Annotated in this window: 11 protein-coding genes and 1 pseudogene; 3 read left to right on the forward strand and 9 right to left on the reverse strand. The window is 49.0% G+C overall.

Annotated elements, in window-relative coordinates:
• Positions 1-329 precede the first annotated feature (329 nt).
• The 3 genes from clpB to rluD all read right to left on the reverse strand — a co-directional run bounded on the left by clpB (position 330) and on the right by rluD (position 4,741).
• Positions 330-2,903, reverse strand: coding sequence for an ATP-dependent chaperone ClpB (gene clpB / locus ACLJRS_RS07405; RefSeq protein WP_001235092.1), 2,574 nt, complete (start codon positions 2,901-2,903; stop codon positions 330-332).
• Positions 2,904-3,032: 129 nt separating this feature from the next.
• A complete protein-coding gene (gene yfiH / locus ACLJRS_RS07410) occupies positions 3,033-3,764 on the reverse strand; it encodes a purine nucleoside phosphorylase YfiH (RefSeq protein ID WP_410957771.1) in 732 nt (243 codons plus the stop codon).
• Positions 3,761-4,741, reverse strand: a complete 981-nt coding sequence (gene rluD, locus ACLJRS_RS07415) for a 23S rRNA pseudouridine(1911/1915/1917) synthase RluD (RefSeq protein ID WP_000079130.1) — start codon at positions 4,739-4,741, stop codon at positions 3,761-3,763. Before rluD ends, yfiH begins: the two co-directional genes overlap by 4 nt.
• Before the next feature lie 131 nt (positions 4,742-4,872).
• Here rluD and bamD point away from each other — a divergent pair, with 131 nt between their 5' ends.
• The 3 genes from bamD (at position 4,873) to ACLJRS_RS07430 (ending at position 6,764) form a co-directional block, all read left to right on the forward strand.
• On the forward strand, positions 4,873-5,610 hold the full coding sequence (bamD, locus tag ACLJRS_RS07420; protein WP_000197660.1) for an outer membrane protein assembly factor BamD: 738 nt from the start codon (positions 4,873-4,875) through the stop codon (positions 5,608-5,610).
• 271 nt (positions 5,611-5,881) lie between these two features.
• Positions 5,882-6,220, forward strand: coding sequence for a ribosome-associated translation inhibitor RaiA (gene raiA, locus ACLJRS_RS07425; protein WP_000178449.1), 339 nt, complete (start codon positions 5,882-5,884; stop codon positions 6,218-6,220).
• 157 nt (positions 6,221-6,377) lie between these two features.
• On the forward strand, positions 6,378-6,764 hold the full coding sequence (locus ACLJRS_RS07430; protein WP_001156921.1) for a hypothetical protein: 387 nt from the start codon (positions 6,378-6,380) through the stop codon (positions 6,762-6,764).
• Positions 6,765-6,899: 135 nt separating this feature from the next.
• On the opposite strand, the gene ACLJRS_RS07435 is transcribed toward ACLJRS_RS07430, so the two are convergent.
• The 6 genes and pseudogenes from ACLJRS_RS07435 to ACLJRS_RS07460 all read right to left on the reverse strand — a co-directional run.
• Positions 6,900-8,372 carry an ATP-dependent nuclease gene (locus ACLJRS_RS07435; protein WP_000777801.1) on the reverse strand — a complete coding sequence of 491 codons (1,473 nt, stop codon included), beginning with the start codon at positions 8,370-8,372 and terminating at the stop codon, positions 6,900-6,902.
• A 1,117-nt stretch (positions 8,373-9,489) separates the two neighbouring features.
• Positions 9,490-11,193 carry a hypothetical protein gene (locus tag ACLJRS_RS07440; protein ID WP_094198673.1) on the reverse strand — a complete coding sequence of 568 codons (1,704 nt, stop codon included), beginning with the start codon at positions 11,191-11,193 and terminating at the stop codon, positions 9,490-9,492.
• The gene (locus ACLJRS_RS07445; protein WP_079960652.1) at positions 11,193-11,738 is read right to left on the reverse strand and encodes a hypothetical protein; all 546 of its coding nucleotides are present in this window, start codon (positions 11,736-11,738) and stop codon (positions 11,193-11,195) included. The genes ACLJRS_RS07440 and ACLJRS_RS07445 overlap by 1 nt, the downstream gene beginning before the upstream one ends.
• Positions 11,710-12,435 (reverse strand): hypothetical protein, encoded by a 726-nt coding sequence (locus ACLJRS_RS07450; protein WP_079960653.1) that lies wholly within the window; start codon positions 12,433-12,435, stop codon positions 11,710-11,712. Before ACLJRS_RS07450 ends, ACLJRS_RS07445 begins: the two co-directional genes overlap by 29 nt.
• Positions 12,425-13,000, reverse strand: coding sequence for a tail fiber assembly protein (locus ACLJRS_RS07455; protein WP_058654806.1), 576 nt, complete (start codon positions 12,998-13,000; stop codon positions 12,425-12,427). Before ACLJRS_RS07455 ends, ACLJRS_RS07450 begins: the two co-directional genes overlap by 11 nt.
• Positions 13,000-14,346: pseudogene (locus ACLJRS_RS07460) on the reverse strand (phage tail protein); the annotation flags it as partial. The gene ACLJRS_RS07455 and the pseudogene ACLJRS_RS07460, both read right to left, overlap by 1 nt.
• Between the last annotated feature and the right edge of the window lie 101 nt (positions 14,347-14,447).

A 14,447-nucleotide genomic window follows, 5' to 3' on the forward strand; every position in this document is an offset into this window, starting at 1 on the left:
ATAAATTGTTAAAGAGCAGGTGCGACGCGGCTTTCAGCTCACCGTCGCGAGGTGGCGTATATTACGCTTTCCTCTTTTTGAGTCAAGCCTTTATTTTCGCTTTCCTCACAGACTTCTTAACGAAGCCTTTCTGACCCGGCGGCCTGTATGCCGTTGTTCCGTGTCAGTGGTGGCGCATTATAGGGAGTTATTAGAGCCTGACAAGACCTAAATGCAAAAAAAAGCTCAACCGTTCACTTTTCAAACAACATTTGAACCAAAAGCCTATTTTCGCCTGGTTTTTAAACAAAAACGAGCCCGTCAGAGCCCGTTTTATTCAAATTTGTGACTTACTGCACTGCCACAATACGATCATCATTGGCTTCAAGGCGAATCACTTTGCCAGGAACCAGTTCACCAGACAGGATTTGCTGCGCCAGTGGGTTTTCGATCTGCTGTTGAATAGCACGTTTTAACGGACGCGCCCCGTAGACCGGATCGTAACCGTTGGCGCTCAACAGTTTCAGCGCCTCGTCGGAGATATGGATTTCATAACCACGTTCTTCCAGACGTTTGTACAGACGCTGCAGCTGGATCTGAGCAATAGAAGCGATGTGTTGTTCACCTAACGGATGGAATACCACAACTTCATCAATACGGTTGATAAATTCCGGACGGAAGTTTTGGCTAACCACACCCAGCACCATCTCTTTCATTCGACCGTAATCCAGTTCGCCAAAGCGCTCCTGAATGAGATCGGAACCGAGGTTAGAAGTCATAATGACCACCGTATTACGGAAGTCGACCGTTCTCCCCTGCCCGTCAGTCAGTCGACCGTCGTCCAGCACCTGCAACAGAATGTTGAATACATCCGGATGCGCTTTTTCCACTTCATCCAACAAGATGACGGAATAAGGACGACGGCGTACCGCTTCCGTCAAATAACCGCCTTCTTCATAGCCGACATATCCCGGAGGCGCCCCGACCAAACGAGACACGGAGTGTTTCTCCATAAACTCAGACATGTCGATACGCACCATCGCGTCGTCGCTGTCGAACATAAAGTTAGCCAGCGCTTTACACAGTTCGGTTTTACCGACCCCCGTCGGCCCAAGGAACAGGAAGGAACCAATCGGACGGTTCGGATCGGACAGCCCCGCGCGGCTACGACGTATGGCGTTCGATACTGCTTCAACGGCTTCATTCTGCCCGATCACACGGCTGTGTAACTCTTGTTCCATACGCAACAGTTTTTCGCGTTCGCCTTCCAGCATTCTGGCAACCGGAATACCGGTCCAGCGCGCCAGCACTTCGGCAATTTCCGCATCCGTTACTTTGTTACGTAACAGACGCATGGTTTTACCTTCCGACTGGGTCGCGGCTTCCAACTGTTTTTCCAGCTCCGGAATTTTGCCGTACTGCAGTTCAGACATTCGCGCCAGGTCGCCAACGCGACGCGCCTGCTCGATGGCGATCTTCGCCTGCTCCAGCTCCGCTTTAATAGTTTGCGTACCGGAGAGCGAGGCTTTTTCCGCTTTCCACTCTTCTTCTAACTCAGAATACTGGCGCTCTTTATCGTCCAGTTCTTCATTCAGCATATCGAGACGTTTTTTACTCGCCTCGTCAGACTCTTTCATCAACGCCTGCTGTTCCAGTTTGAGCTGAATAATGCGGCGGTCGAGCCTGTCCAGCTCCTCCGGCTTAGAGTCAATCTGCATACGAATGCTGGATGCCGCTTCATCGATGAGGTCGATAGCTTTATCCGGCAACTGACGGTCGGCGATATAGCGATGAGACAATGTTGCCGCCGCCACAATCGCCGGGTCAGTGATCTGCACATGGTGATGCAGCTCGTAACGTTCTTTCAGGCCACGCAGAATAGCAATGGTGTCTTCCACTGAAGGTTCTGCGACAAACACTTTTTGAAAACGACGTTCCAGCGCCGCGTCTTTTTCAATGTACTGACGGTATTCATCCAGCGTGGTGGCGCCCACACAGTGCAGTTCACCACGCGCCAGCGCCGGTTTCAGCATATTCCCGGCGTCCATTGCGCCATCAGCCTTACCTGCGCCAACCATGGTGTGCAGCTCGTCAATAAACAGGATGACGTTGCCTTCCTGTTTCGCCAGATCGTTCAGCACGCCTTTCAGACGCTCTTCAAATTCGCCGCGATATTTCGCCCCGGCCACCAGCGCGCCCATATCCAGCGCCAGCACGCGACGGCCTTTCAGGCCTTCCGGTACTTCACCGTTGATAATACGTTGCGCCAGCCCTTCAACAATGGCGGTTTTACCTACGCCTGGCTCACCGATTAACACCGGGTTATTTTTAGTACGACGTTGCAGTACCTGAATGGTACGGCGAATTTCTTCATCACGACCAATTACCGGGTCAAGCTTGCCTTGTTCAGCCCGCTCGGTCAGATCGACGGTATATTTTTTCAAGGCCTGACGTTGGTCTTCAGCCCCTTGATCGTTCACGCTTTCACCTCCGCGCATCTGTTCAATTGCCTGAGTGATATTGGCCGTGGTCGCACCGGCTGATTTCAGCAGATCGGTTAACGTGCCGCGAGACTCAAGCGCCGCCAGAACAAACAGCTCTGACGAAATAAAATTGTCTCCCCGTTTTTGCGCCAGCTTGTCGCAAAGGTTCAGTACGCGTACCAGTTCCGAAGAAGGCTGTACGTCGCCGCCGGTGCCTTCCACCTGCGGTAAACGGCTCAGCGCCTGATCGATAGCGGTGCGCAACTGGCCAGCATTAATGCCGGCGGAGGTTAATAAAGGACGTATCGATCCCCCTTCCTGGTTCAGCAAGGCGCTCATTAAATGAAGAGGTTCGATGAATTGGTTGTCGTGCCCCAGCGCGAGCGACTGGGCATCGGCAAGAGCAAGCTGGAATTTGTTAGTAAGACGATCCAGACGCATAACTCCTCCCATAACAGGTCAAAATTGCTACTGGAGATTAAATGAGGTCATCCCTCAATTATTCAAGGTGAATGACCTGAATTATGTGAAAAGAAAGTTACCCGTACCGGATCGTCTTGATTCTTTAGGTTATATCAGCCAAATAAAACTTGCCATACGACCTGTCGTCTTGTCGCGACGATAAGAGAAGAAAGTCTCACTTTCGCTAAAGGTGCAGCGATCCCCGCCATAGACATGTTCAACGCCGGTATTCGCCAGACGTTGGCGTGCAAGCTGATAAATATCCGCCAGAAATTTTTCCCCGTGCGGCAAAAATGCGCTATCGGCTTGCGCATCTTTTGCTAAAAATGCGTCACGCACTTCCGGCCCCACTTCAAACACGGTCGGGCCGATCGCCGGACCTAACCAGGCGATGATATTTTCTGGTTTGTCAGCAAAGCAGGTGACAGTTTCCTCCAGTACGCCTTCACATAATCCGCGCCAGCCCGCATGAGCCGCCGCCACTTCTGTTCCCTCACGGTTACAGAATAGCACAGGCAGGCAGTCTGCCGTCATTACCGCGCAGACGGTTCCTGGCGTATTGCTGTAAGACGCATCCGCACGTTTGGAGGCATAAGGTTCTCCGGTAAGCCTCAACACATTTTTACCGTGAACCTGTTCAAGCCAGACAGGTTTCGAAGGCAGATTGCCCGCCGCAAACAGACGCTTGCGGTTCTCTTCAACATGCTCCGGGTTATCGCCGCAATGCGCGCCCAGATTCAGCGAGTCGTAAGGCGGTAAACTCACCCCGCCAATACGGGTAGAACTACAGGCTGCGACGCCTTTCGGCAGCGGCCACTGCGGGACAATCAGTGCATTCATAACCAGTCCACATCATCTTTATGATCTTCAAAATCGGCGCGCATCGCATCGATAAGGTCCACCATATCTTGTGGAATCGGCGCGTGCCACTCCATTTCGATACCCGATACAGGATGGTAGAGACGCAGCATCGTTGCATGAAGCGCCTGGCGGTCAAACTTACGCAGCGTGGAAATAAATTCTTCCGATGCGCCTTTCGGTGGACGTGGACGACCACCGTAGACCTGATCGCCCACTAACGGATGCGTAATATGCGCCATATGCACGCGGATCTGGTGCGTACGCCCGGTCTCCAGACGCAACCTAAGACGCGTGTGCACACGGAAATGTTCCATAATGCGGTAGTGGGTCACCGCCGGTTTGCCCATAGGATGCACCGACATATGGGTACGTTTGGTCGGGTGACGACTGATGGGTTCATTCACCGTTCCTCCCGCCGTCATATGTCCGATCGCGACCGCTTCATATTCGCGGGTAATCTCGCGCAGCTGCAAAGACTCCACCAGGCGCGTTTGCGCCGGAACGGTTTTGGCCACCACCATCAGCCCCGTCGTGTCCTTATCCAGACGATGCACAATGCCCGCGCGCGGAACATCCGCAATCGGCGGATAATAATGTAGCAACGCGTTCAGTACCGTACCGTCCGGGTTACCCGCGCCAGGATGTACCACCAGATCGCGTGGTTTGTTGATAACCAGAATATCGTCATCTTCATAAACAATATCTAACGGGATATCCTGCGCTTCAAAACGAATCTCTTCGTCGATCTCCGCATCAATAGCCACCCGCTCGCCGCCTAACACTTTTTCTTTTGGCTTATCGCAAAGTTGACCATTGACCAACACGCGCTGATTCAAAATCCATTCTTTTATACGCGAACGTGAATAATCCGGGAACATTTCGGCCAAAGCCTGATCTAAGCGTTGACCGAGTTGGTTTTCGGAGACCGTTGCGGTGAGTTGTACTCGTTGTGCCATATACAGCTTCTTCGTTTAACGTTGGGTTTTACGGCTTTGCCGTTTAATATAGTGTGCTATTGTAGCTGGTCTTAACCGGGAGCAGGAACAGAGAATCTCCCGTAAAACATTTTGAGGAAAGTCAAAACGTCATGACGCGCATGAAATATCTGGTGGCAGCAGCCACGTTGAGCCTGTTTCTGGCGGGTTGCTCGGGTTCAAAGGAAGAGGTGCCCGATAATCCGCCGAATGAAATCTACGCGACTGCTCAGCAAAAGCTGCAGGACGGTAACTGGAAACAGGCAATAACGCAATTGGAAGCGTTAGATAATCGTTATCCATTCGGACCGTATTCTCAGCAGGTGCAGTTGGATCTTATCTACGCCTATTACAAAAACGCCGATTTGCCGCTAGCGCAGGCCGCCATCGATCGTTTTATGCGTCTTAATCCAACGCACCCTAATATTGACTATGTCATGTACATGCGCGGCCTGACGAACATGGCGCTGGATGATAGCGCGCTGCAAGGTTTCTTTGGCGTCGATCGCAGCGATCGCGATCCGCAACATGCGCGGGCGGCGTTCAATGACTTTTCGAAACTGGTACGCAGCTATCCTAATAGCCAGTACACCACCGACGCCACTAAGCGTCTGGTATTCCTGAAAGACCGTCTGGCGAAATATGAATATTCCGTCGCAGAGTACTATACCGCGCGCGGCGCATGGGTTGCGGTCGTAAACCGGGTAGAAGGTATGCTACGCAATTATCCTGATACGCAGGCCACGCGCGATGCGTTGCCGCTGATGGAAAACGCCTATCGTCAGATGCAGCTGAATGCGCAGGCTGACAAAGTCGCGAAAATTATTGCCGCTAACAGCAAAAACACCTGAAGCAATACCAACAAGCAAAACGGCAGCCTTCCGGCTGCCGTTTTTTTATTCGATATCTGATGCAACAGAAATGATTTCACTGCAACGCATCCAGTCAAATATGGCCTGCTTTCAGCCATTCCTCAAGTAAAAGATCGCTTCTTCCTGCGATGCCTCACAAAAAGTTCGCCTTGACAAAAAGTGACAAAATAATGTGATTTACATCACACATTTTGACATTAAGAACGGTATGCTGGAATCACCAAGACGGGAAAGACAAGAGGTAAAATTTATGACAATGAACATTACCAGTAAACAAATGGAAATTACTCCGGCAATCCGCCAACATGTCGCAGACCGTCTCGCCAAACTGGAAAAATGGCAAACTCACCTGATTAATCCTCATATCATTCTGTCTAAAGAGCCACAGGGTTTTATTGCTGACGCCACCATTAATACACCGAACGGACATCTGGTCGCCAGCGCAAAACACGAAGATATGTACACCGCTATTAATGAATTGATCAACAAGCTGGAACGGCAGCTCAATAAAGTGCAGCACAAAGGCGAAGCCCGTCGTGCCACCGCATCGGTGAAAGATGCCAGCTTCGTCGAAGCAGAAGAAGAGTAGTCCCTTACATTGAGTGTATCGCCAACGCGCCTTCGGGCGCGTTTTATTTCACAGTATCTCACTGAAATAAAAGGATTTATTTCAACCAACGTCCACATATCGACCACATCGATAACAAAAAACCCCGAATCTGGGGTTTTTTCATATGGAGTCTAAAATGCAAGAGTTAGAAGGAGCACCACTACATCATTCAAAACTGGCCGGCGTTCGGCTTGCCTGCCCTCCTGAACTTTCAGCTTCAATACAAGATTACTTCAAAAGTAACGGGTTTGACGTTAGTAAAACTATTTGCTTTTCCAACAATGCACCGGATAGACTTAATCTCATCTTTGAAGTGGCCACTCAGGCAAGGAAGTTAGCAGGGGTTATTATGGGATTGCTAAACAGGAACGATGTTGAAATCGAATTGAATCTTTGTACCGGGGACTATGAACCTAAAATAGCAAAGGTTAAATTGCGCAGTCTGAAGGATGTTGAAGCGTGCGAACGTCTGATCGATAAACTGGCATCAGTGGTTGTTGCACCAAAGCAAGACAATAAATAAGGTTAAGAAAAAGGTCATATATAAGATAAAGCCTCGACTAATGAGGCTTTATCTTATTAGTTTAATTCTAATTAAATTGTAGTACGGACTTTACAAATCATCCCAGTCTATATTTATAAATTCACTCTCAACCATTCAATCCAATCCTTTTTTAATGAAGTCCATGATTGGCGACCAAAACTCAGAGTTGTGCTCGTTGAATAAATCTATCATACCCGCCCTAATAAACAACTCAGATGTAAAATCCAATTTATCACTTAATCTAGTAAAATAAACATGATGATCACATGCCGAATTCATTACACTTTCAACAGCCGCCTTGATTTTTTCAGCATCAAATCTTGTTAACAAACATCTTTGCCTTAAAACTGAAGCATGTTCTTCTATGTTTTTAGCAATATAATGATAGACTATAGCATCAGGATAGTCGTCCCCGATAAACATTGCATTTTCAGGCAATTCCTTAGTTCCCTGCCGTCCTTTAATATCGCCATCAACTAAGGCAATAGAAGGATAATTAATGGTAGGGTTCTCATTATGATATTGACTAACCTTAACAACACTAGGATATCCGCCAGCCGTATAAACTTTTATTGTTGAAGCTAATTTTGGAAGATATCTATCTATCGCATTCTCAACCCACTCTTTTGCAAAAGAATCTTCAACATATATAACCTTCGAATTTACCTTCTGCCCCGTAATAGCACGTAAACTTTCAATGCTTAGTTTACCATTCCAAACTTTTTTATTAATGGAGGCCCAAACGGCTTCTGGCTCAAGCTCATTCACTGCATCCTGTGAATGTGTTGTAAATATTATCTGCAGTTTTTTTCGCTTCGCGACATTTGTCAAATAATTAACAAACAATCTTACCGCGACAGGATGCAACCCATTCTCAATTTCTTCAACCAAGATAAGAGAATTATCGGTAGCATTTTCAATTCTATCAATAGTATCTATTATTGAGGCTTCACCTGCACCAAAATGGAACTGAGAATAACCAGAACCATTCAACGCCTTGCCTACAAACATTCTAGAAGTTGGATCATTCTTATTTATTACACATTTATAATCTTCTATTTTTTTATCCAAAACTGCAGTGCAATATTTTATTGTATCAGGATTAAGGTTTTTCACTTCAAATTGAATTGAATCACCAGATAAAAACTTATTGAATTTAGTTAGCTCACCAGCAGGGACTGTTCGTTGTATTTCTACATATACAACATTTCGCTCCGGAAAACTATCTCTACGCCATTTCATCTGTTTGAACTTTGCAGTTCTGTTAATGTTTTTATCTTTTGAAATAGGCTTATCAATCAATTCAAAACCAATCTCCCAATCACTCATTGAATCGTCGCCATAAAATGATTTAGGGAAAAATTTACTTGGCTTAACATTTTTATAAGCGAGGGCTACAGCACCTAATATCGTCGACTTCCCGCCGCCATTGGTACCAATAAGCGCAGTTACGGGGGTTTTAAACTCTACAATTTCCTCATCAAATCCCCTGACATTTTTTAGTGTTATACGTTTAACATATTGATTGAATTTATTATCCTGCACCTTATCCTTTTCTAACTTTAATTCTGCTGGAGATAATTTCATTTTAGTCCCTTAGTTTTAATCATAAAAAATTATAACCATACTATTAATACCATATGGATACTATATTTGTAGCCAGTATAAATATTAACAGAACTTACATCATTTTCTCTCTTACCAAGATATTAAATCCCCGTTAAAGAATAAAAACATCGCATAACATAATATTGGAAGCTCCCTCGGAAAACCGTCACAACCATCACACCTTACAAAAAGAAACCCTATCATAATGATTCTAAACAATAAATGTTGTGACGGTAAAACCATCACAAAACGTAACGTAAACCATCACACTCAATAAATTCAATGAGTTATAAAATAGAGTTGTGATGTTTTAATACCGTCACACTGTGATGCTTCTGTGATGCTCTTGTGATGGTTTTAAATATGCTTATTTATTATTAAATATCATATAGATAGATAATACTTTTAAATCTTGTGACGTTTGTGACGGTTTTCCGATGCCCCCCATCAAATTTTGAAAATGCCCAGATTGGTCAGAAATCCCCCTGATTTGTTGGTAGTTTTGTATATCTATCTGTTAGTGATTTGAGCACTGGAGCGTGTACGTTATTGCAGGTATGGCGATGGTTCAGGCTGTGCAAAGTATTTCAGTTCCGCATTTCACTGCCATTCCGCGCCAGAGCGCGTCATATAAGGTCTGGGCACTTCCCCGCCCTTACGTGATTCCGATGCGGTTGTTACGTAAAAAGTCACGTAATCGCTGTTAATCCCGCATGAAGTCCGGCACCGGCATTTTTCACCCACGGCCGGTAATCGCACAAAAACTGTAATCTTTGAAATCTGTTTCACACATTTCAGTTAGCGATCGGCCGTCAAACCTCCAGCATTGGCACGGTCTGGCGATGTGTTTTGTACCACCGGAAAAACTGAAATCATTCTCAACACGAAAACCGCAGGCGGGTGCGGTGTAGCGCCGTTTTCGTCACTTCCGCCGTTATTTCGTCGCCAACAGACAGCCGCAGCGGCTTGCTGTGCCACTGAAACAAATGAGGTAATGGATGAACGGGGGCAGATATTAACGACGCTAAAAATGCGTCTGATACGGTCTGAAAGTGGGGATAAAAAAGCCCGCATTATGCGGGCTGAAAAGAGAGAATCAGGCGATGATGTTCTGGTACTTGCTCCGGGTCTGTCCGGCCTTCGCTGCCGTCTGGTTAAATGCGCCCGCGTTCGTCGGCGTACCGACACTGGGGTGCGAATGGCTCGCGCACTGCTGCGCCAGCTCTGCCAGTAAATCAATGGTGTCCAGCATCATAGTTAGCGTATTTACGCCCTCGCTACCGATATGCACGGTTGGCCCCATAATCTGCTGACCGCCCGCCGCCACAGATTTACGTAATGCGGCAATCTTTTCTGTCAGGGTTCCCCCCACATCAACATTCATGGCGCCGGCCACTTTCGTGGACAGCTGCCCGGCGATTTCGGTTTCTTCATTTCCTGTAATACTGGCCAGCCGGTTTCCTTTTACCGCCTGGCTGAAGTCGCCAGCACTGACCTGCTGTATGGCTCCGGCCATCAGCGTGGCGGTACCCAGTACTGTGATTTTATCCGTGGCTTTCACCGTGGTTTCACGGCTGACCAGTTCTCGTCGTTCCGTGTCGGCTTTCACCGTCCGCGCCATCGATGTTTCACTGATGGTCTGATCTGTCTGGCGTACCCAGTCTCCTGCCTGTGTCACGCGTTGCGAAACTTCCGCGCGCTGCTGTTGCAGCTGTTCGCCGGGCTTAATGTCCGGCAGACTGGTGCCATCCGGCAGCGTCTGCCTGATAAAGGGCTTGTCCGGTCTGCCGCCCGTAAAAGCCACTTCTACCAGCGTTCCTTCCGGTGGAAACTGGAACATTCCCGAATCGTTACCGGCCATTGGCACCGGCAGCGGTACGGCGGAATATACCGGCGTCTGGTTGTCCGGGTTGCCGTCCGCGTCAAGCAGCTGCACGTCAACAGCGTACCGTGGCCGGAACGGGTCGGCAAAATTACCGCTTTTTACGGCCTCGCTGGGTGCCACCACCCTGGCCAGTTTGGGCAGGTGAAGACCTGAAGCCAGTTCCGGGTAATGGCTTTCTATCTGACGCTGCGCCGGTGTTTTCTGTAATGGCTGACCTGTGGCGCGGTTCCGTGGTGTCCACGTGATGGTCATTGTGTCATTCGTCAGATGAACTTTGGTCACGCGTTCCCCGTTCACGTCCACGCCCGGACGAAGACTCTGGATCACCGGCAATGTCATGGAATTACCGCCCGCCGCTCCCTGGCTGAACTCTGCCGGGATTTCTACCGGACGTCCGGCAAACAGCGCCTTTTCTGCGCCGCCGACATACAGCGAACCATCCGGCAATGGATACCAGATGTAATCCGTGATACTGAATGCCCTGCCCAGGTTATTCAGCAGCTGGTATCCCGTCCCGTTATGGGTGAAATGGGGGATCGGTTTATCACTGTACGGCACATCCGGTACCGCAATGCTGATCCCGCTGTTTTCCTCCAGCCATCCGGCCACATCGCGCAGTGTTGGATGCTGAAATGAGCATGGCCACATCCGCTCAAATACGCCAGCCAGCTCGCGGACGAACAGACGCTGATAACCGTTTTCGGCAGGCTGTGAGCGCTCCACATAGCCGGTAAACCAGCGCAGAAGTAAACCGGAATACCCCACATCCAGCCGTACCAGTTTGCCGGTGTAGTCTGTGGTCGTCTGTGCCGTAATAAAGCCACGTCCACAGCTGTTCAGCTCCAGCACCAGACTGGCGTCAGCCAGGTGTATTTCATCCGTTGAAAGGTAAAGGCGTTTTACTGGTTTCATCATTAACCTAAAGCATCATTGACGGGCTTCAGCACCCTGCGTTCAAACCACGTCAGTTTTTCTTCATCCTCTCCGGCACTCTGGCCACCGGATTGTCCCGTACTGCTGGCCGTCTGTTTTTTTGCCGTTGTTTTACCGGTTGCCCTGGCTTCCCGCTTCTCCTGTACGCTGACATGTTCCGCCAGGGTGAACGTGACCAGCCAGGCCATTTTCCCGTCCTGCGGCGGTGCATCCAGCATTCCGCTGAAGGTGGCCTCACGAAAATTCACCGCTCTGGCCACCTCATGCGCAACGCGGTATTTCATGCGTTTCCCGTCTGCATCGGTGGCGCTGGCCAGTTCAAAAAGACGCTTCAGGATCTCCGGGTTTTTAAAGGGAATTTCGCCGCTGATACGCAGCTCTTTGCCCTTTGCCCCCTGCTCTGATTTGGTGGTCGCGCTGGTCTGGCCGGACTGGTCTTTATCCTGAAACTGCTGGGAAACGGTCACGCGCATGTTTTTCAGCAGAATGGCCTCACCATTAAGCGCCAGTGTCGGGATCGACGTCATGAATCATGCCCCTTATTCCATCAAGATTTTTCCCGGCCAGCATGATTGCCGCAGTATAAACGGCTGAAGGCTGCGGAATGTCCTGTACCAGCGCCAGCAGGGTGGCGGCGGTGTCGCCACTGGCCGTAAATACCCATGCCCTGGCGCTTTTCCCCTGTAAATCAGCGAGGCCGCTGGCCACATCGTTAATCAGGTTGTCACGCAGTTGCGTAAATTCCCCCAGCTGTTGTTTCAGCCCTTCCAGGCTGAATCCGGCGCCAGCCGCTTTCTGCGCCTCACTGATAGCAGCAGCGGATAACGCTGCCCTGCTGGTCGGAACGGACAGCGGAATGGCAACCGGCAGTCCTGCCCCGGCTTTCGCGGGGATCTGCATTTTCTCAGTAGCCAGTGTCGCCGCAGACTCAGCCAGACGTCTGACCTGGGTGAATGCGGGCGCGGGGAAAACATCCACCAGGCTGTTAAGCCCCTTCATGAAGTTTTCATGGGTCTGTCCCGTTATCATCATGATCACCACATCGGTATTGCCTCCCGTTCCGGCCAGCCTTTCCGCCAGATAATGGATTGCATTGACCGGACTCAGGTATGCCCCGTTATCTGTCTGCTGCCCCAGACCGTGAATCCACGGATGCGCCGGAACGACAGAACAATCCAGCGCAGCCAGAGAATCCGTAAAAGCCAGACGCGCTTCACGCCACATCCGGTACCTCCGGCCAGTCAGGGGAAGCTGTATCCACACGGTTAACCATTACGCTGTAGAGTTCCCATGCTTCAAGCCGTTTAATCTCTTCATCTGTGGCAATTTTTAGTTTTACTGCCCGTGCCAGTGGTGCGATGGCTGATTCAGCTTCAGAAAGGCGACGAATTTTTTCAGCTTCCGCCTTTTTACGCAGCTCTTCCGGAGAATAACCCCGCTGAACGACTTTACCGTCCTGATATAACCACGTACCATCACCACGGCAATCATCAGGACAGTCAGCAGCGTCTATTTCCGCAACAGACATATTAACCGGCCACAACATTGATACAGCATATGTGTTTCCACGTTGCGGGACTGGTTGATTAACGACACCCCAGATAACCCCTTCATGGTCGTACATTATTTTTGCAGTATCATCAGAAAATAATGACTGACACTCATACCAGTCCTGCCCGTCTTCTGACTCCAGAAAATATGCACCTATATTTATTTCGGCCTGAGTTTTACCCCTGTTTACAGGCGCGTCAATCAGTCTGAAATTTTTAATATCCTGATATTTTTTCATTATACCGTTCCCCCTTGTACGGTATACCACTGATTCCCGACTCGTTTTTGCAAAGGCGCATAATTAATACCATCAATATTTTCGCCTTGATTATCTTTCCAGACGGAGGTAACTACATACCCGGGAGTGTTAGGCCATGAACCTGCATTGTTCCAGGTAGTCACTGATGTGCCAGCCCCTAACTGAACATCTAAGACGAGATTATTATTAATCCAGGTACTTAACCAGTCATTTCCCCATAGCGAACCAAATATATCACCGTTATTATGATAGATGGCCCCGCCTGCACGAAGCGTGTTAGCGGTGATATCGCCATTGACCGTAAAGACAATCGAACCATCAGGATTTCGCTGGCTGTACAGATGCCATCCCTGATCGTCGTCCAGTTCAATAACAGTAGGCCTGTTTGCGTCGCCCCATAAATTAAACGTGGCTGTCATTGTCGAATTATTATTACTCGTCAGTGACAGCCTTTTCCCGTCACCTGCTCGTATGCCACCATTAGTGAGAACATCTACTGACAGGTGTAACCCGGAATTGTCGATATAACCGACCCGGGCATTATTGGCGTAAATACCCAGAATGCCGTCGCCATCCTGTTTAAACCCTGTATCGTTATCACCGAGCACAATCGAATTACCGCCCAGTGCATTGTCAGTACCAATACCCAGCGGACCGTTAAGCTGTCCCCCTGTAATCGGCAATGCACCTACATCACCGGCAGTTGGTTTCATCAGACTATTAAATAGCGTATATGTCTGACCGCTGGTTGAGTTTCCCGGCTGTACTGATGAATATTCAGGTATGCTGTACAGCGTGACATTTGAATTACCGGTGTAATCATATTGCGCAATTAACCAGTACGCATGCTGGCCGATATTAATATAAATATCGTAATTGTCGCCTGATGTATTAACCCATGCGACCTCGTTAGCAGAAGTCGGCGAGCGTCTCCACAGCGTGGCGGTTATTCCAACAGGTGAACCATTACCGGCACGCAGCACTAATTCACTGATTGCCGCCTGCTCAAATAAGCCAACGTTAAACCCAGCCCCTCCATATAATTTAATCACCGCAGTTGATGTAGCCTGCGGCATTACAACCGTGGCGATTTTGTACCATCCAGAAGCATTATTAAATGTGATGTTGGTAGAGGTCACGGCACCGATGGTTCTCGCAAATTGTTTTTTGTCAGGGATATCGCCGCCATTACTGTTTTTCGCCAGCCGTCCGTTCGCATTATCCATAGCCGTTTTAACCGCTTTCGGCGTTGCGGCCAGTGATTCCGACTCACTGTTCGTATCACTGCTTAACTGCACAAACCCTTTTTCGCGGGTTGTGGCGTCCGGATGGTTACGGGATTGTTCGTGTTTTCTCAGCGCATCGCTGGCCTGCTGCTCATTCAGCGTCCCTTTCGGGCGTAAATCCGTAATATTGCCGTTTTCAT

The sequence above is a fragment of the Salmonella sp. SAL00670 genome, assembly GCF_046552235.1.
Classification (GTDB): domain Bacteria; phylum Pseudomonadota; class Gammaproteobacteria; order Enterobacterales; family Enterobacteriaceae; genus Salmonella; species Salmonella enterica.

What these genes read in the sequence shown, in the direction of transcription:
- clpB (WP_001235092.1), bottom strand. Translation starts at nt 2,903, where the DNA reads ATGCGTCTGGATCGTCTTACTAACAAATTCCAGCTTGCTCTTGCCGAT.
- yfiH (WP_410957771.1), bottom strand. Translation starts at nt 3,764, where the DNA reads ATGAATGCACTGATTGTCCCGCAGTGGCCGCTGCCGAAAGGCGTCGCA.
- rluD (WP_000079130.1), bottom strand. Translation starts at nt 4,741, where the DNA reads ATGGCACAACGAGTACAACTCACCGCAACGGTCTCCGAAAACCAACTC.
- bamD (WP_000197660.1), top strand. Translation starts at nt 4,873, where the DNA reads ATGACGCGCATGAAATATCTGGTGGCAGCAGCCACGTTGAGCCTGTTT.
- raiA (WP_000178449.1), top strand. Translation starts at nt 5,882, where the DNA reads ATGACAATGAACATTACCAGTAAACAAATGGAAATTACTCCGGCAATC.
- ACLJRS_RS07430 (WP_001156921.1), top strand. Translation starts at nt 6,378, where the DNA reads ATGCAAGAGTTAGAAGGAGCACCACTACATCATTCAAAACTGGCCGGC.
- ACLJRS_RS07435 (WP_000777801.1), bottom strand. Translation starts at nt 8,372, where the DNA reads ATGAAATTATCTCCAGCAGAATTAAAGTTAGAAAAGGATAAGGTGCAG.
- ACLJRS_RS07440 (WP_094198673.1), bottom strand. Translation starts at nt 11,193, where the DNA reads ATGATGAAACCAGTAAAACGCCTTTACCTTTCAACGGATGAAATACAC.
- ACLJRS_RS07445 (WP_079960652.1), bottom strand. Translation starts at nt 11,738, where the DNA reads ATGACGTCGATCCCGACACTGGCGCTTAATGGTGAGGCCATTCTGCTG.
- ACLJRS_RS07450 (WP_079960653.1), bottom strand. Translation starts at nt 12,435, where the DNA reads ATGTGGCGTGAAGCGCGTCTGGCTTTTACGGATTCTCTGGCTGCGCTG.
- ACLJRS_RS07455 (WP_058654806.1), bottom strand. Translation starts at nt 13,000, where the DNA reads ATGAAAAAATATCAGGATATTAAAAATTTCAGACTGATTGACGCGCCT.